Annotated in this window: 15 protein-coding genes and 1 pseudogene; 5 read left to right on the top strand and 11 right to left on the bottom strand. The window is 70.4% G+C overall.

Going from position 1 to position 20561, the window contains the following annotated elements; genetic code table 11:
* Nucleotides 1-3 precede the first annotated feature (3 nt).
* The 5 genes from ACFTZB_RS25915 to ACFTZB_RS25895 form a co-directional block, all read right to left on the bottom strand.
* Nucleotides 4-1452, bottom strand: a complete 1449-nt coding sequence (locus ACFTZB_RS25915; RefSeq protein ID WP_378435433.1) for an aldehyde dehydrogenase — start codon at nt 1450-1452, stop codon at nt 4-6.
* A gap of 28 nt (nt 1453-1480) precedes the next feature.
* Nucleotides 1481-2626, bottom strand: coding sequence for a hypothetical protein (locus ACFTZB_RS25910; protein WP_378435431.1), 1146 nt, complete (start codon nt 2624-2626; stop codon nt 1481-1483).
* Nucleotides 2623-3792: a phosphotransferase family protein gene (locus tag ACFTZB_RS25905; RefSeq protein WP_378435429.1), complete on the bottom strand. Its 1170-nt coding sequence runs from the start codon at nt 3790-3792 to the stop codon at nt 2623-2625. Before ACFTZB_RS25905 ends, ACFTZB_RS25910 begins: the two co-directional genes overlap by 4 nt.
* Before the next feature lie 80 nt (nt 3793-3872).
* A complete protein-coding gene (locus tag ACFTZB_RS25900; RefSeq protein WP_378435427.1) occupies nt 3873-4760 on the bottom strand; it encodes an ROK family protein in 888 nt (295 codons plus the stop codon).
* 2 nt (nt 4761-4762) lie between these two features.
* A complete protein-coding gene (locus tag ACFTZB_RS25895) occupies nt 4763-5518 on the bottom strand; it encodes a class I SAM-dependent methyltransferase (protein ID WP_378435439.1) in 756 nt (251 codons plus the stop codon).
* A gap of 174 nt (nt 5519-5692) precedes the next feature.
* Between ACFTZB_RS25895 and ACFTZB_RS25890 the strand changes: the two genes are divergently transcribed.
* Nucleotides 5693-6913, top strand: a complete 1221-nt coding sequence (locus ACFTZB_RS25890; RefSeq protein ID WP_378435437.1) for a glycosyltransferase family 4 protein — start codon at nt 5693-5695, stop codon at nt 6911-6913.
* On the opposite strand, the gene ACFTZB_RS25885 is transcribed toward ACFTZB_RS25890, so the two are convergent.
* Entirely contained in the window at nt 6854-8575 is a 1722-nt protein-coding gene (locus ACFTZB_RS25885) for a hypothetical protein (protein ID WP_378435425.1), read from the bottom strand. The genes ACFTZB_RS25890 and ACFTZB_RS25885 overlap by 60 nt on opposite strands.
* Nucleotides 8576-8637: 62 nt before the next feature.
* On the opposite strand from ACFTZB_RS25885, the gene ACFTZB_RS25880 reads away from it, so the two are divergent.
* Nucleotides 8638-9834, top strand: coding sequence for a polysaccharide biosynthesis protein (locus ACFTZB_RS25880; protein WP_378435423.1), 1197 nt, complete (start codon nt 8638-8640; stop codon nt 9832-9834).
* A gap of 118 nt (nt 9835-9952) precedes the next feature.
* Here the strand turns inward: ACFTZB_RS25880 and ACFTZB_RS25875 are convergent, their stop codons facing one another.
* The gene (locus tag ACFTZB_RS25875; protein ID WP_378435421.1) at nt 9953-11107 is read right to left on the bottom strand and encodes a DUF3068 domain-containing protein; all 1155 of its coding nucleotides are present in this window, start codon (nt 11105-11107) and stop codon (nt 9953-9955) included.
* A 220-nt stretch (nt 11108-11327) separates the two neighbouring features.
* Between ACFTZB_RS25875 and ACFTZB_RS25870 the strand changes: the two are divergent.
* Nucleotides 11328-12383, top strand: a pseudogene (locus ACFTZB_RS25870) (acyltransferase family protein); the annotation flags it as partial.
* Nucleotides 12384-12406: 23 nt separating this feature from the next.
* On the opposite strand, the gene ACFTZB_RS25865 reads toward ACFTZB_RS25870, so the two are convergent.
* The 4 genes from ACFTZB_RS25865 to ACFTZB_RS25850 all read right to left on the bottom strand — a co-directional run bounded on the left by ACFTZB_RS25865 (nt 12407) and on the right by ACFTZB_RS25850 (nt 18647).
* Entirely contained in the window at nt 12407-16711 is a 4305-nt protein-coding gene (locus ACFTZB_RS25865) for an alpha-(1->3)-arabinofuranosyltransferase family protein (RefSeq protein WP_378435419.1), read from the bottom strand.
* 46 nt (nt 16712-16757) lie between these two features.
* Nucleotides 16758-16931 (bottom strand): DUF2613 domain-containing protein, encoded by a 174-nt coding sequence (locus ACFTZB_RS25860; protein WP_005258546.1) that lies wholly within the window; start codon nt 16929-16931, stop codon nt 16758-16760.
* A 127-nt stretch (nt 16932-17058) separates the two neighbouring features.
* Complete coding sequence (locus ACFTZB_RS25855) at nt 17059-18150, bottom strand: isochorismate synthase MenF (RefSeq protein ID WP_378435417.1); 1092 nt, start codon at nt 18148-18150, stop codon at nt 17059-17061.
* Between the two features lie 29 nt (nt 18151-18179).
* On the bottom strand, nt 18180-18647 hold the full coding sequence (locus ACFTZB_RS25850; RefSeq protein ID WP_378435435.1) for a universal stress protein: 468 nt from the start codon (nt 18645-18647) through the stop codon (nt 18180-18182).
* Between the two features lie 118 nt (nt 18648-18765).
* Between ACFTZB_RS25850 and ACFTZB_RS25845 the strand changes: the two genes are divergently transcribed.
* Nucleotides 18766-19941: a glycoside hydrolase family 3 N-terminal domain-containing protein gene (locus tag ACFTZB_RS25845; RefSeq protein ID WP_378435415.1), complete on the top strand. Its 1176-nt coding sequence runs from the start codon at nt 18766-18768 to the stop codon at nt 19939-19941.
* A gap of 90 nt (nt 19942-20031) precedes the next feature.
* Nucleotides 20032-20561: TetR/AcrR family transcriptional regulator (locus ACFTZB_RS25840; RefSeq protein WP_378435413.1), on the top strand; the 530-nt coding region annotated here is incomplete at its 3' end.

The following is a 20561-nucleotide window of genomic DNA, read 5'->3' as shown; positions in this document are numbered from 1 at the left end:
CGCCTACCCCGTGTAGCCGGGCGGCATGAGGACGGACTTGGTCTCGCAGAACGCCTCGAGCCCCTCCGGTCCGTTTTCGCGGCCGATGCCGGAAGCCTTGTAGCCGCCGAACGGTGATCCCGGATCGAATGCGTACCAATTGATGGCGTAGGTGCCGGTGCGGATCTGCTTCGCGACGGCGAGACCGTGGTCGATGTCGGTGGTGTACACCGAGCCGGCGAGTCCGTAGTCGGAGTCGTTGGCGATCTTGATCGCCTCGTCCTCGGAGTCGTAGGGGATCACGGACAGCACGGGTCCGAAGATTTCCTCGCGGGCGATCGTCATGGAGTTGTCGACGTCCGCGAAGATGGTCGGCTCCACGTACCACCCCTTGTCGAGGCCATCGGGACGGCCGCCGCCGAGCATCACGCGTGCGCCCTGTTCCTTGCCCTTGGCGATGTAGCCCTCGACGCGGTCGCGCTGCTTCTCGGAGATCAGCGGCCCGAGTTGCGCGGCCGGGTCGGACGGATCGCCGACGGCCATGAATCCGGCACCCGCCACGAGGGCGTCCAGGACCTCGTCGTAGCGGGACCGCGGGGCCAGGATCCGGGTCTGCGCGACGCACGCCTGCCCGGTGTTCATCAGCCCGGACATCACCAGCATCGGCATGGTGGACGCCAGGTCGGCGTCCTCGAGGATGATGGCCGCCGACTTGCCACCCAGTTCGAGGGAGCAGCGCTTGAGGTTCTGCGCGGCGATGGCCCCGATCTTGCGGCCGACGGGACTGCTGCCGGTGAACGTGATCTTGTCGATGCCGGGATGCGACACCAGGTATTCACCGGTCTCGGCGCCGCCGGGCAGCACGGAGATGACGCCCTCGGGGACCCCGGCCTCGGCGAAGATCTCGGCGAGAACGTGTGTGGAGAGCGGGGATTCGGGTGCGGGCTTGAGCAGCACGGTGCAGCCGGCGAGCAGCGCCGGGGACAGTTTGTTGACGGCCAGGAACAGCGGGACGTTCCAGGCGAGGACCGCGGCCACCACACCGACCGGCTCCCGCAGTACCTTCGTCTGGCCGAACACGCCGGTGCGGGTCTGCTCCCACTCGAATTCGTTCGCGAGACCGGCGTAGAAGTTCAGCGTCGCGAGCGACGGCGTCTGCTGCATCATCCCGACCATCGCGGGCGGCTGACCCATCTCCGACGAGATCAGCGCGTTGAGTGTCTCGCCGCGCTCCTCGATGAGCTTCGCCGCCTTCGCGAGGATCTCCCCGCGCTCCGCGGGAGTGGTCTGCGGCCACGGACCTTCGTCGAACGCCCGCCTGGCGACGGCGACGGCGTCGTCGATGTCGGCGGGCGACGCGACGGGACAGCTGCCGATCAGTTCCTCGGTGGCCGGGGAGAACACTTCCAGCACCTGGTCGGTGGCCGGGGCCACCCATTTGCCGCCGATGTAGAGCTTGTCGTAGTCGGTCATGAGTCCATTCCTCGTGTCGTTCCCCCGGTCAGGAGGCGGTGTCGGTGAAACTGTCGAATCCGTATCGTGCGTGTGGGCCGATCGCCGCCACCTCGAACAGCCCGGTTCCGACGACGGTCTCGCCGCCGTCCTCGAGCCGGAACCGGGTGAGATTGTCGACGGGGCAGAACATCCGGAGTCCCGGCTCGATCTCGGACGCCCGTTTGCGCAGTCCCTGCACCACGAGTTCGCCCTGCCACATGCCGTGACGCCAGTCGGCCTCGAGCCCGTAGCCGGTGCCGATGCCGATGTAGGTGGGAACCAGCAGGTCGCAGGTGACGGTGACGACCTCGCCGGTGGGCCGGTGGAAACTCAGCGACGCCGACGTGACGTCGCGCGTCCCGGGCTCGAATTTCAGCTCGTGTTCGGGTCGGCCCAGCCATTCGGGTTCGCGGTCGGCGTCCGGCCAGATGCGGACCGCTTCCTCGACGATGCGCCTGCCGAGTTCGTCCTCCTGCAGGACGACGGAGACGGCGTAGTCCTCGAACTGCATCACCGAGTAGATCCAGAAGAAGTTCTGGATCCCGTCGACCGCCCGCCGTCCGGGAGGCTCGGACTCGCCGACGGGGCGCACTCCCCACGACCGGTCGCGGTTGCCGCGCCAGGTGTCGGAGGTGACGGGGCGGCTCTGCCCGTCGATCGTGAGTTCGCCTGCCCAGGTGCCGGTCTGGACGAAGCGGCTCGTATCGAACGTGACCCGCTCGAGTTGCCTGCGGAAGTGGCGGGGCTCGAGCGTCGCGGGGATCGCGCCGTCGAAGGTGAGGTCGAAGGAGAGGTCGTAGTCGCCCGGTGCGAGCACCACGCGCAGGCGCTGCAGCCCCTCGAGGACCTCGACGCGGAACGGTCCGACGGTGCTGTCGGAGCGGTCGCGGCCCAGCGCGGCCGACCCGCGGACGACGATGTGGTCGTCGCCGCGGCGGAGCACCGCGAATGCGTCCGTGACCCCGAGGTTGGGGTACTGGCCGAGACCGATGATGAGGAACAGGTCGGACTCGTCGGAGGGATAGCAGTTGAAGTAGTAGCGATCGTAGAAGTTGCGGTCGGACGTGGCGACCCGTCGGATGGGTTCGGCCACCTGATGGATGGGGTAGTCGTCCATCGGGGACAGCGGGTTTCCGGCGTAGTCGGCGGTCATCGGATCTGCTCCCAGTACGTGCCGTCGAGCATCGCCTCGAGCGAGGCGCGGTGCATGATCATGTCGTCCGGGTCCTCGGGGGCGACGGCCTGACCGAAGTGGATGGCGCGCTCCTGAATTCGCAGCATGATCGTGGCCTGCCGCAGGGCCGCGTAGGCGGTGTAGTACTCGAGATCGCGGGGCGTGTGGCCCGTCAGTTCCTCGTACAGGGCGGCGAGGTCGTCGAGGCGCAGGAAGTCGGGCATCCCGTCGAGTCCGGCGGCCGCGGCGATGTCCTCGAAGAACCGGTGCAGGTACGTCATCCAGCCCAGATCGAGTTCACGGGGCCCGAGCGTGGCCATCTCCCAGTCGAGTACGGCCACCGGCCGGAAGTCCTCGAACATCATGTTGCCGATGCGGGCGTCACCCCAGCAGAAGACGGCGGGGGACGAGTCGTCCGGGAGGTTCTCCTCCATCCATGCGAAGCCGCGTTCGATCAACGGGGACCGCGGACCGGACCGGGTCGTCCATTCGTAGTAGTCGCGTTGCTGCCGAATGTGGGCGGCGAGCGCCTCGGAGACGGTGGGGCCGGCACCGGGTAGTCGCAGGAACGCGAACCGCTCCCACGGCCGATCGATGTCGTGCAGTTGCGCAAGCACTTTCACGGCACTGTGCTGCAGCAGTGCGCGCTGCTCCGCGGTCGCCTCCGTCACCCACGACCCGAAGTTGTAGGGCATCACGTCCGGCGGGACCTGCCCGGACACACGGGCCATGACGAAGAACGGGGCGCCCAGCGGCCCGGGATCGGGCTCGGACCAGTAGACGACCGGGACCGGGACGGCGGAGTGTTCCCGGACCTGCGCCATCGCCCGGAACTGTCCGTCGAGGTCGTAGTCGGGGAAGACGGGCATCGTCGTGTCGGCGGGCGCGACCCGCGCGACCAGTGGGTGCACGTCGCCCGACCAGGTGGCGTCGAACAGGATGGTCTCGCTCGACATCCCGTTGGCGTCGGGAAGGTGGACGTGGGTGACCTCGGGTGCGGCGTCGGAGGGCACTTGCGCGGCGAGCCAGCGTTGCAGCGCCTCCCGCAGCACCTCCGGATCGCGACGGGAGTCACTGGGCCTGGCAACTTCGGATTGGTGATCGGAGTCGTCGGCAGATCGGGTTGCGCTCGTGCTCACGGTCACCTCCTCTCCTGAACGTGGTGTGACCCTGAACACTAGAACACGTTACAGAATTTCGGAACAGGTGAGGAGATTCCGCGCTGTCAGCCCTCGCCGGCGGCCAGGACCGCCGCCCCGACGAGCGTGCCCGAGGCGCCGAGTTCCGCGGGCACCACCCTCAGATCGGCGACGAAGGACAACCGGGCGTGACGGGCCGCTGCCCGGCGCATCGGGTCCCACAACGGGGGCCCGGCCTGCGCGAATCCGCCGCCGACCACCGCGAGATCGACGTCGAGCAGGGCCGCGGCCGACGCGATCGCCTGCCCCAGTGCGGTACCCGCGCGGTCGAGGGCGGCCACCGCGACCTCGTCGCCGTCCGCGGCGGCCCGCGCCAATTCGACGCCCGTCGTCCCGCGCCATCCGCGGGAGCGGGCCCAGCGCACGGACGACGGTCCGCTGGCGACCGTCTCCAGGCACCCGACCCCGCCGCACGTGCACGGGTCGGTTCCGCCGGGAACCACGATGTGGCCGATGTGTCCCGCGTTGCCGGTCCGGCCGGAGGCGATCCGGCCGCCGAGGACCACCCCGCCGCCGATGCCGGTGGACACGACGAGGCTCAGCAGGTCGGGGGCGCCGCGACCGGCGCCGTGGCGATGCTCGCCGAGCGCGGCCGCGGCGCCGTCCATGGCCAGTCGCGCGGGGACACCGGGGAAGAGGTCCTGCACGGCGCCGACCAGGCCGAATCCGCCGGCCCACTCCGCGATGTTGATCGGCGACACGGTGCCGGCGACCGTGTCGACCGGGCCGGCGCAGGCGATGCCGACCGACGTGATCTCCGCGCCTCCCGCGACCTCGCCCAGCAGGGCGGCGCAACAGTCCGCGACTCCGGTCGCCGGCGTGGGGGTGGTCACGGGGTGCGGCACCGTGCCGTCCGCGTCGACGATCCCGGCGGCCATCTTGGTGCCGCCGATGTCGAGTGCCAGCGCGACCACGGTCAGCGCTTCCGCATCACGAGAACGAGGTTGCTCACCAGGAACTCGCGCAGTCCGGGGACGCGCACCATCCACCACGCCCAGCGCGGATGGTAGCGGGGGAAGGCGGCCAGCAACTCCGCGTCCCGGGTGCTCCGGGCCCACCGAAGCCCGTCGGCCGCACCGACTTTGAACAGCGACACACCGTAGCGGTTCTTGGGTTCCCGGCCGTGCCTGCGCAGGTAACGGCGGGCGGCGTACTCTCCGCCCAGTGCATGCCACGGTCCGGTCTCGTGACCGCCGAACGGGCCCCACCACAACGTGTACGACAGCACCATCAGGCCGCCGGGTTTCGTCACGCGGATCATCTCCTCCGCCATTGCCCACGGTTCGCTGACGTGCTCGGCGACGTTGGAGGAGAAGCAGATGTCCACCGACGACGTCCGGAACGGCAGCGCCAGCCCCGACCCGCGCACGGCGCCGCCCATCGCGAGCCCCGCGGCGTGCATCTCGGACGGATCCGGTTCCACGGGAACGTACCGGGCGCCGGCCTGCTGGAACACGTCCGCGAAGTAGCCGGGGCCGCCGCCGACGTCGAGGACCGTCGTGCCGGTGAGATCCGCGTCGGTCAGACCACCCCACAGGTCGCCGATCAGTTCGACGGAGTCGCGGGCGAGGGCGCCGTAAAACAGGTCGGGCGCGGTCTGTTCGTGCCGGAAGTCGCTGAGCAGGCCGAACGACCTCTTCAGGGTTGCCCGTCGACCGAATCGCCGGGTCACGGGAGGCGTCGTCACGAGACTGAACCTTAGCGAGTGCCGCCGCGGGGACGGCAATCCGTTCGCGGTGGCTGCAACATCGGGCGGAATACGACCGATAGGGTGTTCGGGGACTACCGCGCGGAACGTCCCGCCCCGAGACCACGAGTACCGCACCGACCACAGGAGTACATGAACGTGCGAGAGGTTCTGCTGCTCTGCTGGCGCGACACCGGTCACCCGCAGGGTGGCGGCAGTGAGCGGTACCTCGAGGAGGTCGGCGCCCAGCTCGCGGCGCGGGGAATCAAGGTCACTCTCCGCACCGCCGGTTACCGCGGCGCCGCCAAGAAGGAGACCGTCGACGGCATCGAGATCAGCCGGGCAGGCGGACGGTACAGCGTCTACCCCCGCGCCCTCGCCGCGATCGCCGCAGGCCGGCTCGGGTTCGGGCCGCTCCGCGGCATCCGGCCCGACGCCGTCATCGACACCCAGAACGGCATCCCGTTCTTCTCCCGCGTCGTCGCCGGCGCGCCCGTGACGCTGCTCGTCCATCACTGCCACCGCGAGCAGTGGCCGGTGGCGGGCCGGTTGATGGGCAAGATCGGCTGGTGGGTGGAATCCCGGCTGTCGCCGCGCACGCACCGGGACGACCAGTACCTCACCGTGTCGCTGCCGTCCGCCGACGAACTCGTCGAACTGGGAGTCGAGCGCGAACGGATCGCGGTGGTGCGCAACGGCGCCGACGACATCCCCGTCGGCGTCGACATCGGCGGCGCCGACACGAGGACCGCACATCCCAGCGTGTGTGTGTTGTCACGCCTGGTGCCGCACAAGCAGATCGAGGACGCCCTCGAGGCCGTCGCCGCCCTGCGCCCCACCATCGCCGACGTGCACCTCGACGTCATCGGCGGCGGCTGGTGGGAGCAGAACCTCCGCGACCGCGCGCACGAGCTGGGCATCGGCGACGCCGTCACGTTCCACGGGCACGTCGACGAGACCCGCAAACACCAGCTGCTGTCGCAGTCCTGGGTGCACGTGATGCCGTCCCGCAAGGAGGGCTGGGGGCTGGCCGTCATCGAGGCCGCGCAGCACGGCGTCCCGACCGTCGGCTACCGCAGCTCCAAGGGGCTGACGGATTCGATCGTCGACGGCGTGACCGGTGTTCTGGTCGGCAGCGCGGAAGCGTCGACGGCCGATGTCGCCGACCTGACCTCGGCGGTCAAGACGCTCCTGCTCGAGCCCGAGACCCGCACCGTGCTCGGCGAGAAGGCACGCGTCCGGGCGGGTGAGTTCTCCTGGAAGCACACCGGGAACGGCGTCCACGAGGTGCTGGCGGGCACAGCCGCGGGCCTGCGCACGTCAGGGCTGGTGTCGCCGGCGCCGGCGCGTCCGGGCCTCGAGCACGCCCGCGCCGAGTAGACCACCGGCCAGCAGCATCGCCCACAGCACGTGGGCCGCGATGACGGTCGCGCGAGCCCGTGGGGTCGCCTCGTGCGGCGCGACGTCGCCGTCGACGCGGTACAGCTCCAGATGCTCGTCCGAGAACCGTCGCTCCAACCCGGACAGGGTGGTCGCGGATTCGCCGCGCGGTCCGGGCGTGTCGCGCTCGACGAGGACCCATCGGACGCCGAGTGACGCGAGATCGGCCGGGGAACCGCCGGTGAGCAGCACCCGTTCGACCTGCTGCGCCCGGGACCCCTCGCCCTCGACGCTGCCGCCTGCCACCACCAGTTCGCCGGTCTGCAGGACGTCCTCCGGCAGCATTCGCGGGGCGGGGTCCAGGACGGGAGCGGAACTGCCGTAGGGGAACTTGCGGAACATGCCGGTGGGCAGGACGGCGACGTCCCCGCTGTCCGGGCCCACCTCCAGTTCGGTGGCCACCTGCTGCCACGACGGCGGATAGCGGACCGGGCGCAGGGCACCGCCGACACCCCACGCGAGGTCGGGAAGGGCGAGCAGCACGATCAGGACGGCCGACACCGACCAGGTGACCGGGCGCCGCAGCACGGCGGCCGCGGCGGCGAGCGCGTACAGCGGGGCCGCGAGTGCCACCCACTTCTGCGCGTCCCGGAGCAACCCCGCCCCGGGGGCGTGCTGCACCATCCAGCGGCCGGCACCCAGTCCCCACGCCGTCGCGCCGAGCGTCGGCAGCAGCACCGCGAGCAGTGCGAGCACGGTCAGCGCCGCCACCACGGGGTGCCGTCGACGCCGCCACAGCGCAGGCAGGCCGCACAGCACGACACTGAGCAGCAGGACCGTTCCGACGAGGGCGAACAGCGTGGTCCGGGTCTGCGGGACGGCGGTCTCGTTCCACACGCCGCCGAGCCCGGCGAGACTGCCGAGCGTCGCCAGACCCGGTTCGGCCCGGGCCGCGAACGCCGCGACCCCGGCCGGATCGGAACCGTCCCCGCCGCCGCCGGACAGAGCCGTGGCCACCAGCCACGGCGCGCTCGCGGCGAAGAACAGGCCCAGCGCACCTGTCAGACGGAGCCATCGGGCGGAGCGTCCACCCGGGCAGGCGAGGACGGCCAGCGTCGTCACCGCCGCGAGCAACACCCCGGTCGGGGTCAGACCGGCCGCGGCGAGGCAGGCCGCGAGGGCGAACCACCCCTGGCCCCGGCCCCGCCGGATCGCGACGGCCGCGCACACCGTCCACGGCAGCGCCGCGTACCCCGTCAGCAGACTCCAATGGCCCTGCAGCAGTCGCTCGGCGACATACGGATTCCACACCGTCACCGTCGCGGCCACGAGTTGCGGTCCGAGCCCGGCGGTCGGCAGGACGGTCCGGACCATGCGGGCCGCGCCCCAGCCCGCCGCCCACAGCGCGAGCAGCAGAATCGCCTTCACCACCAGTCCGCCGTCGACGAACGCACTCAACGCGGCCAGGAGGGCGTCCTGCGGCACCGCCCGCGCGGCGGCATCCGTGAGACCGAGCGCCGAGTCCGTGAGATACGACCGGGGAGTGCTCACCGCGTCACGCAGCAGCAGGTAACCGGGACCGAGCAGCGGACCGAGGACGAGTAACGCCAGGACGAGGCTGTAGACCGCCGCCACGAACGGTGCTCGGCGCCGGACGGTCATGGGCCGTCACGATACGTGGTGCATCGACCCGGCCCGCACGGCACGTAGTGCATCATGGGCGAATGCCACGCCAGACCCTCACCAGCTCGGCGGTCGCCGGGGTGACGATGGTGACGGCGGGCTCGATGACCGCGAATATCGCGTCCTACCTGCTCGCCTGGGCGGCGAGCGCCTGGCTCGGCCCGGCGGGTTACGGGGAGTTCGCGAGTCTGCTGGCCGCCCAACTCGTCCTCGCCGTCCCCGCGCTCGCACTGCAGACCGTCGTCGCCCGCGAGGCGGTCCGGGGCAAGGGTGCCCACGCGCTCCGGCTGCTGGGGTACCGCTGTGCGCTGATCGTCGCGGTCGCGGCGACGCTGCTCGCGCCCCTCGTGTCGTTCGCCCTCGACACCGGCATGCTCGCCACGTTCTCGGCGCTCATCACGGCGCCCGTCTTGGTCCTGCTCGCCACCGAACAGGGACTGATGCAGGGTTCGGCGCGGTTCGGCCCGCTCAGCGTCGTCCTCGCCGGAGCCGGAATCGCGAAGGTCGCTCCCGCGGTCGTGGTGCTCGCCGTCGGCGCCGGACCGGGATTCGCCCTCGCCGCCAGTGCGGTCGGCACCGGCCTGGTGGCCCTGTGCGCGCGACTGTTCGCCGATTCCGGGATCACCGGGGAATCGAGCACCCGGATCGGCGTCGCGGCCGTGCTGAAGGCGTCGCAGGTGCAGTTGGCGCTGATCGCGCTGTCGTCGATGGACCTCGTGATCGCCCGCATCGTGCTCAGCAACGACGACGCCGGTCTGTACGCGCTGGGTGCCGTCGCCACCAAGGCCGCGTTCTGGCTGCCGCAGGCCGTCGGGGTGGTGCTGTACCCGCGGATGGCGAATCCCGCGCACTCCGCGCAGGCGATCCGCTCGGCGCTCGCCGTCCTGGTCGGACTCGGCGCCGCGCTCGTCGCGGGTGTCGCGGTGGCCGCCCCCCTCGTTCCGCTCCTCGTCGGGGACGCGTACCGCCCCGTGCAGTCGCTGCTGTGGCTGTTCGCGCTCCACGGCGCCTGCCTGGCCGTCCTGCAGGGCGCCCTGCTGTCCGCCATCGCGGGGGAGCGGACGCACCTCGCCGTCATCGCCTGGATCGGCCTCGTCGTCGAGATGACCGCCATGCTGACCCTCGCGTCCACGATCGGGCAGTTCATCTCCGTCGCCGTGACGGTCGCGTCGAGCACCGCCCTGGTCGCGAGTCTCTTCGCCGTGCGTAGTGCGCGAGGTGACGCACCCGCGATCTGACACCGGTCCGGTTCGACAGACCCCCGGCACGAAGGCCCCGGGACGACGAAGGGGACCTCGGTGAAGTACCGGGGTCCCCTTCGTCGTGCCGGACTACGTGGCGTCCGGTTGTCGTGCTCTACCGCTCGTCGTACCGGCGCGGATCTGCGACGGGAATCTCCTCCGTCTTGTCCGTGGTCCAGTCGTGCTGCTCCGTGGGAGCCTCCGACTTGCCCAGGTCGACGTGGCGTCCACCACCGCTCTGCGGGACGTCACCACCGTCGGCCGGTGCGGGCTGGTTGCCCTTGCCGCCGCGCAGCGCCAGGAACAGTCCTGCGATCAGGGCGATGAGACCGAGGATGCCGGCGATGATCGGCACGGTGCGACCGAACGTGCTGAGCTTGTCCATACCGTCCTTGGCCTGCTGGACCTGGTACTCGATGGTCTGCTCGTTGAACGGCAGTTCCACCTTCAGGACGTCGATCTCCGGCTTGTCCTTGTTGCGGGCGTAGTACTGGTGCAGCTGCTCCTGGCCCTTGACGACGACACCGGTCTCGGGCTCGACCCACAGGTCACGCACGTTGGTGTACCAACGGGTCATCGTGACGGGGAGAGTGCCACCGGGGACGCCCCAGGCTTCGGCGGGCAGCGTCAGCTTGTTGGTGGGCGAGTTGACGACCTTCGACAGGTCGACGGGATCGATCGTCTGGCTGTAGTGGTACACCTTCAGGCCGTTGATCTCCGTCTCCTCGACGAAGTCGATGTCCTGGGTGGCGCGCGCGTTCAGGTCGAAGTAGGGGTAGCTCTGCTTCTTCGAATCGAACGGGAACTTGTACTGCAGTCCGTCGCGCGGAACTTCCTCGGCAGGCTGGTTGGGCTGCGTCTGGATGGTGCCCACCGGGTCGTTGGTCGGCATCGACGTCTTGCGGTCGACGGTGTTGCGGTCGACGATCGCGGACAGCAGTCCGGTGTCGCCCTGCTTGTCGGTGCGCCGCAGCGTCTGCCCTGCCTGGAGAGTGACGACGTCCGCGTTCGCGGGGTCCTCGGTGGTGACGTAACGCTGTGACACCAGTGGAACGTTCGTGTTGACTTCGGCCTTGCCTGCGAGAAGAGACTGCGAGTTGAGCACGCTGCCGGAACCTTCGGCGATCGTGGTCACTTCGAGGTCCAACGGCGTCTTCGCCAATTTGCCCACCGTGTAGGTGGGAATGAGAATGGCGACGGCCAAGAGGAAGGCACCGAGGCCCACCAGAATGCAAGCAAGTATCCGGCTCGGCCCTGAGCGCTCCGCCATGCTTTCTCTCCTAACCCAATTCTGTCGATTGAGATTCCCCCACCGGCAGCACGGCTGCACGGATCGCATGGAGCCCACATCGACACCACGTGAGGCAAAACACTAACAGTCTCGAATGCGCATTTGCCCCATCGGATAGTAAACGCACCGGCCGTTCCGCAGCGAAGTGACCGGGACGGAGTTTTCCGTCACAGGGCCCGGACCAGGCACACTGTTGGTGATGAGCACTCCGGCCACGATCTCGCCCGCGCCCGCGGCGACCGCTACTCCGCGCAGTTTCATTCCCGCACTGGAGGGGATGCGCGGTCTCGCGGCGCTGGGAGTGCTCGTGACGCACGTCGCGTTTCAGACGGGCGCGACGCACGTGCCGGTCCTCGGCCGGATCTGGGGGCGATTCGATCTGGCGGTGGCGGTCTTCTTCGCGCTGTCGGGATTCCTGCTGTGGCGCAGCCATGCCGGGGCGGCGCGGGGGATGGGTTCGGCCCCCGGCGTGGTGCGGTACTGGATTTCGCGGGCGACGCGCATCCTGCCCGCCTACTGGGTCGCCGTGGCCGTGGTGTTGACGTTCCTGCCCACCGCCAACGCGAGTTACCGCACGTGGTGGGCGAATCTCGGTCTGGTGCAGGTGTTCGTGCCCCTCACTCTCACCGACGGTCTGACGCAGATGTGGAGTCTGTCGGTGGAGGTGGCCTTCTATCTGGTGCTTCCGCTGCTGGCCCTCGCACTGGTCCGACTACGGGGTCCGGCTGCGCGGCTGCGTGTTCCGGCGATCCTCGCGTTGATCGCGGTGAGCCTGACGTGGGCGTTCGTGCCGGTGTCGACGCCGGGCGGCATCCACCACGACAACTGGCTGCCCGGATACCTGCCCTGGTTCGGAGCTGGGATGTTGCTGGCCGAACTGGCGGTGAGCCCGCCCGGGCGGATGCACCGCTGGGCGCATCACCGCGTCCGGATGTTCCTCGTCGCCGCAGTCGCATTCGCGCTCACGGCGACCGACCTCGCCGGGCCGGAGGGGCTGGTGCGTCCCGAACCCTGGCAGTACGCCGCCAAGATGGCGCTCGGCGCCGTCATCAGTTTCGCGCTCATGGCGCCGCTGGTGCTGTCCGACAGGTCCACCCACCGTTACCTCGCGAGCCCGCTCGCGCTCGCGGTGGGTCGCTGGTCGTACGGCATCTTCATCTGGCACCTCGCCGTGCTGTCCATCGTCTTCCCGGTGTTCGGGCTCGTCCCGTTCACCGGCCACTTCGTCTACATCCTGTTCCTGACGACGGTGCTGAGCGTCGCCGTCGCGTCGGCCAGTTACGCGTTGGTGGAGGAACCGGCGCGCCGCGCCGTCAAGCGCTGGGAGGCGCGCGCGAGCAACGCCGAACGTCCGAGCGGCAGCACGGCCAGCCCGGTTGCGACGAGAGCGAGCAGCAGCGGGAACTGAACGAGGAACGAGTGCCCGACGTATCCGCCGGGCGCGCGCCACGGCCCGGTCGACAGCATCGCCATGCCGAGCATCGTCGCCGCTCCGGCGACCCCGACCAGCACGCGCGCGGTGGTGGCGGGCCCGCGTAGCCGGATCAGGACCACGGCCAGCAGCGTCGCCACGACCGTCGTCACAGCGCCGACGGGACCGCCGATCACGGTGGCGGCAGCGAGGATTCCGAGCCACCCGACCGTTGCGCTACCCCACGTCCGGGGTGCCGGGCCGGGATCGGGCTCACGGGCGCGACGCGGCCACAACGCGGCGGCGAGCAGCGGGATCAGCAGTAGCAGGCCGCCGAAGATCCCCAGCCGGTACCAGTGGTCGGTGGGGAAGTCGAGGGTCACCGTCCCCCCGGTTCCCGCGGGCAGGATCCATCCCTGCTGCCAGCCGTCGACGACGACGGGCGTCAGTTCGCTGCCGTCCGGGGCGGTGGCCACCCAGCCGACGTTGGTGCTCTCGGGGACGACGACGAGGCGCTCGGCGTCCGAGGGGGCGACCGTGAGTTCCCGGTGGTTCTCCGTCCACGCGGTCGTCGACACCTGCTCGGTCGGCACGGCCTCTGCCTGCGGTCCGGCGTCGAGGCGCAGACTGTCGACGAAGAACGCCGACCCCGGGTCGACGGTCACGTCCTGCGATCCCGCCGCCAGCGGGACGGGGCCGGGATCGTCGCAGACCGTCGCGGGAACCGGGTCGCCCGAGAGCAATTGCCCGGCGGTTGCGGTGACGCTCGTGCGCACCGGCTGCCCGCCGATCGACACGACCGGCCCCTCCTCGCAGGGCACCGTGACCGGGCGTTCCCCGGCGTCGTCGACCGGACCCGAGCCGGGCAGCAGGACGCCGTCCTCGCCCAGCACCCCGACCTCGGCGAGTCCGGCGGGCTGCAGCTGGGCGAACCCGAGAGCGTTCTGGTCGAGGGTGCTCTTCCAGGACACGAGGCTGAGCACGATCCGGTCGGTCACCCGGGGTTCGACAGTGACCGTCCCGTCGTCCTCGTCCACGTCGCGCACCTGCGGTCCGTTGCCGAGGTCGACGGCGACCCGGTCGGGGGCGGCGGGCACGGCACCCAGGCTGGGCGTCAACTGCAGGCCGGTGACGAGCGTGGGTTCGGGAAGATCGATCGTGAGGGTCGGTTTCGCGCCCTTGCCGCTGGTGGTGTCCTGTTTCGCCGACCAGCTGGTGCGCGGATCGTTGTCGGTGGCGGCGAACGCCGAGCCGCGCAGGTCGATGATGTTGCTGGTTCCGTGGGCGGACGGCCGATCCCGTTGCGTGAGAACATCCTCCAGCGGTGCGCCCTGCCGGGCCCGCAGGGTGAGCTGCGGCGTCACCGCGGTCGGTTCGGGCACCGACAACGTTCGCTCGAACGTGCCGACCTCCTCGGGCGGCAGGACGAAGGCGTTGCTGCACCGCACCCGATCCGGGGCCTGCGCGCACGCGTTGCGGCCGGGGAGCTCCTGGCTGAGGTCCCAACCCGACACGGACGCGCCCTCGGGGGTGGGAGGCAGCACCGTCCGGTACCGGATCGGCACGGTGACCGGGGCGTCACGCTGGGAGAAGTCCTCGACCGATACCTCGCTGATGCCGAATTGCGTTCCCGGGGAACCATTCTCGGTGCGGGTCGCGGTGATCCGCACCCACGGGGTGACACCGCCGGGAACGGACACGGCGATCGGTTTGCCGGGGGCGTCCACCTTCACGGCCGTGCTGCCGTTGGGCGTCGACACCTCCATCCAGCGGACGGGCGCGCCGATCGCGGCCGGGCTCGTCGTGATGTGCAGCAGCGAACTCGTGAGCGGGGTGTCGAAGTCGATCTGGAGCCACTGGCCCAGCGCCCGCTCGATGCCGTTGCTGAACCAGCCCGTCGCCGGGTCGCCGTCGACGGTCGCCGCGGCGCTGCTGGCGGGCGAGGAGCCGCCGAGTTGGGTGGCGTCGGACGCCGCACTCGACACGCTCAGCGTCGCGCCCTCCCACCGGCCCTCGACCAGCGGGGTGTCCGCCACCGGATAGTCGGGGACGAGATTGAACGTGCGTCGCGCATCGTCCGGGCTCCGCAGTGCCGAACTGTGATTGTCGACCTGGCCGTAGTCGGTTTCGCGGTCCCGGGGCGTGTCCGTGACCGTGACATCGTCGACGGGCAGTCCGGCGCGTTTCGCGTCCGCGGCCAGCAGGACGGGTCCGGTTCCGGGCAGGGCGCCGTTCTCCCGCAGGCGCTGCAGCGATTCCGGACCGCCCTGCACGCGGGGGATGCCGTCGACGTTCGCCGTGTAGGGGCCGCTCGTCGTGGGCGAACCGTCCGGCGTCGACACCTCGAAGATCTCGATGGCCGGATACCGGGGCCGCAGGTCGCTGTCGATGACGAGGCCCTCGACGTCGCCGGGTCCGATGTCCTCGCCGAACTCCGCGACGCGGGTGAATCCGGGAGATCCGGTGACGGCCTGGTGCGCGAGGAGTGGGCGCGTCGACCGCGACGTCTCGGGGTCGAGGTCGTTGCGGAGGACGAGGTAGTGGATGCCCTGGCCGAGCAGGGTCTGCGCCATGCCGTCCGAGGGCCGGCCGTCCGTGATCAACCGCTGGATCGAGTCCATCGCCCGGATCGTGCCGGGCGGGGTGAGCGGCACGGCGTCGCGGGACGCCCACGGCGTCGACGCCAGCGCCTGCATCGGCTCGTCGCGGGTGAGACCCCACAGCTGACTGCCGAACGGTGCGCCGGGCACCACGAGCGCGCGTTCCGCGTCGGAACCGTCGGGACTGCTGCCCCCGGCGTTGTCCTCCAGCCACGACGCGGCCTGCTGCCAGTAGTCGGGGACGTCGGTGTACGTGCCCCGCGGTGCGAGCTTGCCCGTCCATGCCAGCGACGTCGCGAGGGTGAGGGCGACCAGCACCAGGCTGGTCACCGCGACCATCGGTTCGCGCTCGGGATGCGCCAACGCGCTGCGCCACCGCGCGAACGGCACGGACCCGGGCAGCGGCACCTTCGCCAGCAGATGCGCCAGCCCGAGCACGAGCGGGAGCCGGACGAGGGGCTCGAGTTTGTGCACGTTCCGCAGGGGCGCCCCGGTGGAGTCGAGGAACAGTCGCACCTGATCGGCGAACGGGGAACCGAGTTCGCCGATGTAGCCGGCGGCGAGGCCGGCGACCCCGACGAACAGGATCAGGGTGAGGCGACCGCGGGCCGGCATCGACCGCATGCACAGTCCCGCGAGACCGGCGGCGGCGATGAGCCCGGTCGCGGCGACCGCGGCGGGCTGGGTGACGAGCACCGCGCCGGCGATGCGCTCGGGGGAGACGAACGGCGTCCAGCTGTCGGTGCCGCGGAGGATCTCGGCGAGCGACGTCCACTGTGTGGTCACCCCGGACGATTCGATGTAGTCGAGGAACGGTGGGCTCACCTTGCCGAGCAGCAGCAGGGGCACGATCCACCACAGCGTGGCCAGCGCCAGGAACGGGAACCACCACGCGGTGAACACCCACCACCGCCGGTTGGGGCGGTGCGCGATCCACCACAACCCTGCGACGAGGCACGCGGCCGCGGTCGCGACGGCGTTGACCGCACCCATCAGCGCGACGGCCAGCGCCGACTGGGCCGCCAGCCGTGCAGGTGAGCGCCAATGCGCGTCCCGGGACGCTTTGCCACTCACGTGGGAGAGGGCGACGACGACGGGCAGAAGAACCCACGGCGCCAGCATCATCGGGAGGGTTTCCGACGAGATCGAGCCCAGGGTGGTGAGGACGCGCGGGGAGAACGCGAACGCGACACCCGCGATGACGCGGGACGACCGGCTACCGGCGCCGAGTGCCTCGGCGAGGCGAACGATGCCCCAGAATCCGGCGACGAGCAGCAGTGCCCACCACACCCGCTGGGTGATCCACGCCGGGACGCTCAGGACGTCGCCGAGCGCGAAGAATGCGCCGTGCGGGAAGAAGTACCCGTAGGCCTGGTTCTGCACCTGGCCCATGGGGGCCTGGCTGCTCCACTGATGGGACGCCCGTTCCAGGAATCCGATCGGATTCTGGGACAGGTCGTACTTGGTGTCGGCGGCGAGCCGGCCGGGGGTTTGGAGAAACGCGAGAAGAAACGCTACGACGGAGGCGCCGAACAGCCACCGCCGCGACAGAGGCTCCGCCGAGGGCTCCATGGCCGCCGACTCGGGGGAGGTGCGGGAACGTGTCGAGCCGGCGCTCTCAGCGGCTTCCGTACTCAACCTGGTTCAGGAGTGAGGAATCCGCGTTGCCGCTCCGGTCGATCTCGGGACGCGTGTTGTCCTGTGCGGCTGCGGTGATGCCGAGCGTCGCCACGGTGCCGAGAGCGACACCGACCACGGCGCTGACCACACCGGGCACAAGGAACTTCCCCATCAGACATCTCCCACCGTCGTGCCATCGACGCACACGGCTACTCCCGCGTACGAATTGCTCGGGTCAAGGTATCACTCGTGGGCCGCCGAACTGCTGATTGGTGCTCGTGGGCCGCTGTTTCCGCAGTTCACGGGCTCTGCTGCACGCCCAGGGCCCGGAGCAGCGTGCGCAGTTTGGTGGTCGTTTCGTCGAGTTCGGACTCGGGGTCGGATTCGGCGACGATGCCCCCGCCTGCGGTCGCCAGGGCCTCGAGCCCGTCGGCGGCGATCTCGGCGCAGCGGATGGCCACCACCCAGTCGCCGTCGCCGTCGCCGTCGCACCATCCGACTGCGCCACCGTAGAACCGCCGATCCTCCTCGACGTCCCGGATGGTCGCCAGGGCCGCGTCGGTCGGGGTCCCGCACACCGCGGGCGTCGGGTGCAGCAGGACCGCCAGACCGAGGGCGCTCGTCGACTGCTCGCGCAGCACGCCTTCGATGGGAGTCGCGAGATGCCACACCTCGTGCGTGCTCGTCAGCACCGGCGAATCCGGGACGGTCAACTCGGTGCACAGCGGCGCCAGGACGTCCCTGATCCAGGCCGTGACGAACGCGTGCTCGGCGAGGTTCTTCGTGGATTCCAGCAGTGCCCTGCCCTCCGCCTCGTCGGCCTGCGGGTCGGCGCGACGCGGGGCGGTTCCGGCGAGCGGACGGCAGGTGACGCGTCGCCCGCGCCGGCTGAGCAGCACCTCGGGGCTGGCCCCGACGAGACCGTGGCCGCGGAAGCCCTCGCCGGCGGCGGACAGGTCGACGGCGAACCCGTTGGCGGTCGGGTTCTGGTGAATCATTTTCGCGGCCAATGCTTCTGCGGAGATCGGGGTCTCCGCGCGGAGGGTGACGCTGCGCGCGGCCACCACCTTGCCGAGGGCGCCCTCACGCAGCCGGTCGACGAGGGACCGGACGCGGGCCACGTGGTCGGCGGGTTCGGGGATCTGCCGAACGACGCGCACGGAGGGGAGTGCGGCGACCGTGCCGGGCCGCCACGGGCCGTCCGTGAACTCCCACGACTCCGGGGCGGTCAGCGCGGCGGGACGTGCGGGGTCGAACGGTAGCGCCCCGACGATCAGCCCGGTGTCGCCGTTCGCGAGGGCGGCAACGGCGGCGGACGCGGTGTCGTACCCGTGCCGCGCCCCGGACGTGCGCAACGTCCGATCGGCGCGGGAGAGAAGGAAGCCGTCCATGGTCACCCGACAGTAGTCGGGCGTCCGGACTACTTCCCCGGAGGCACGATCAGCACCGGGCGGTGACTGTGCCGCAACACGTGGTCGGCGACGCTGCTCTGCAGCAGCGACCGCAGGCCGGTGGTGCCCCGCGTGCCGGTGACGATGATGTCGACCGCCAGTTCGTCCGACGTCTCGACGATCGCCGTCCAGATCGTGCTCGTGCACTCGATGCACCGACCCTCGGTGGCGAGGCCGGCGGCCTCGGCGAGCAGGACACCCTCCTCGTTGGTGACCTTGGCATCCGAGAACGCGACGTCCTCGGTCTCCTCGTCCGGCACCCACTCGGGTTGCATCACCCCGGACAGTCCCGACATGCGCGCCGCCTGACGGACCATCGGCTCCCACACCGTCACCAGCACAGCACGATTGGAGGCGAGGAATCGTCCTGCGCACTCCACGGCACGCTTTGCGTTGTCGGATCCGTCGTAGGCGATCAACATCAAACCACCGGGCACCACGACCTCCTGAGTACGGGTTTCCTCTGTGTCCAGATTACCAACACGGGCGGCAGCGGTCGTCGATTCGGGGCCTGCCGCGGGAGCATCGGCGGTGAACTGGGCTACCGTCGAACCCATGCGGATCAAGTATGCCCTCGCGCTCGCAGCCTGTACCGGCCTCGTCGCCGGATGTTCGTCGGGTGGTGGCGAGACGGTCGCGGAGTCGTCCTCGGCGACGCCGTCCCCGTCTTCCGTCGAGCCCGCGTCGCACACCGGCACCGCATCGCCCGCCGCCGCGCCGGCGTCGTGCGAGACGCAGTTCCTGCAGTCGTTGCCGTTGCGGCGCAAGCTCGCTCAGCTGTTGAACGTGGGCGTGACCGGCACCGCGGATGCCGCCCAGGTGGTCCGGAACGAGCAGGTCGGTGGCATCTTCATCGGAAGCTGGACCGACGAGGCCATGCTCGCGAACCGCGAGGTTCCGCAGGTTGCCTCGGCGTCGTCGCTGCCGCTGATGGTGACGATCGACGAGGAGGGCGGGCGGGTGTCGCGCGTCGAGAACCTGCTCGGGGCCGATCCCTCCGCCCGGCAGACCGCGGCCACGATGACGGAGGAGCAGACGTATCAGATGGCGCTCGAGCGCGGGCGCGGACTGAAGGACCTCGGGGTCACCGTCAATTTCGCGCCCGACGTCGACGTCAGCAGCCAGCCCGACGACAGCGTCATCGGCGACCGCTCCTACTCCGACGATCCCGCCGTCGTCACCCGCTACGCCGACGCCTACGCGCGCGGCATGCGGGACGCGGGAATCCTGCCGGTGATCAAGCATTTCCCCGGTCACGGATCCGCGTCCGGCGACTCCCACACCGGGGCCGTCACCACCCCACCGCTCGAGCAGTTGCAGACCAAGGACCTCGTCCCGTTCCGGAACCTGGTGTCCACGGGGGTCGGCGTCATGCTCGGCCACCTCGAGGTGCCCGGCCTGACGGCGCCCGGGATCCCCGCCAGCATCAGCCCCGACGCCGTGGCGCTGCTGCGCGGCGGCACCGGATACGGCGCGCCGCCGTTCACCGGCCCGATCTTCACCGACGACCTCAGCGGCATGCAGGCGATCACCGACCGCTACGACATCACCGAGGCCGTCGAGACGGCACTGGAGTCGGGTGTCGACGTCGCGTTGTGGCTCACCACCGACGACGTCCCGCGGGTCCTCGACCACCTCGAAGGCGTTGTGGCCTCGGGTAAGCTGCCGCAGCAGCGGGTCGACGAGGCGGTGCTGACGGTCGCGCGAGCCAAGGGCGCACTGACCTGCTGAGGGAGTGTGCTGGTATTCTTTTCGTCCGCCGGTCGAGCCCGGTTTCTTACCGTAGAGTAAGATAGCGGGTTCGACGATGATGGAGGACGTATGGCCGGCGGCACCAAGCGACTGCCGCGCGCAGTGCGCGAGCAGCAGATGCTCGACGCTGCCGTCGACGTCTTCTCCGACAGGGGTTTTCACGAGACGTCGATGGACGCGATCGCGGCCAGGGCGGAAATCTCGAAGCCCATGCTGTACCTCTACTACGGCTCCAAGGACGAACTGTTCGCGGCCTGCATCCAGCGGGAGGGGCTGCGCTTCGTCGAGGCGCTCGCACCCGCCGGCGATCCCGGGCTGAGCCCGCGCGAGCAACTGCGCCGCGCGCTCGAGGGGTTCCTCGGATTCGTGGGCAAACACCGCAAGTCGTGGATGGTGCTGTACCGCCAGGCGATGGGGCAGCAGGCGTTCGTCGGCTCGGTGCAGTCGAGTCGCGACCGGCTGATCGAACTCACCGCACATCTTCTCGAGTCCAGCACGAAGGATCCGGAGCCGGGCCAGGATTTCGAACTGATCGCCATCGCCCTGGTCGGGGCGGGTGAGGCCGTGGCCGACCGCGTCGCCGGCGGCGAGATCGAGGT

It is taken from the genome of Rhodococcus sp. NPDC057014 (assembly GCF_042673295.1).
In the GTDB taxonomy this organism is placed as follows: domain Bacteria; phylum Actinomycetota; class Actinomycetes; order Mycobacteriales; family Mycobacteriaceae; genus Rhodococcus_F.
This window is presented reverse-complemented; position numbering and strand designations above follow the sequence as displayed.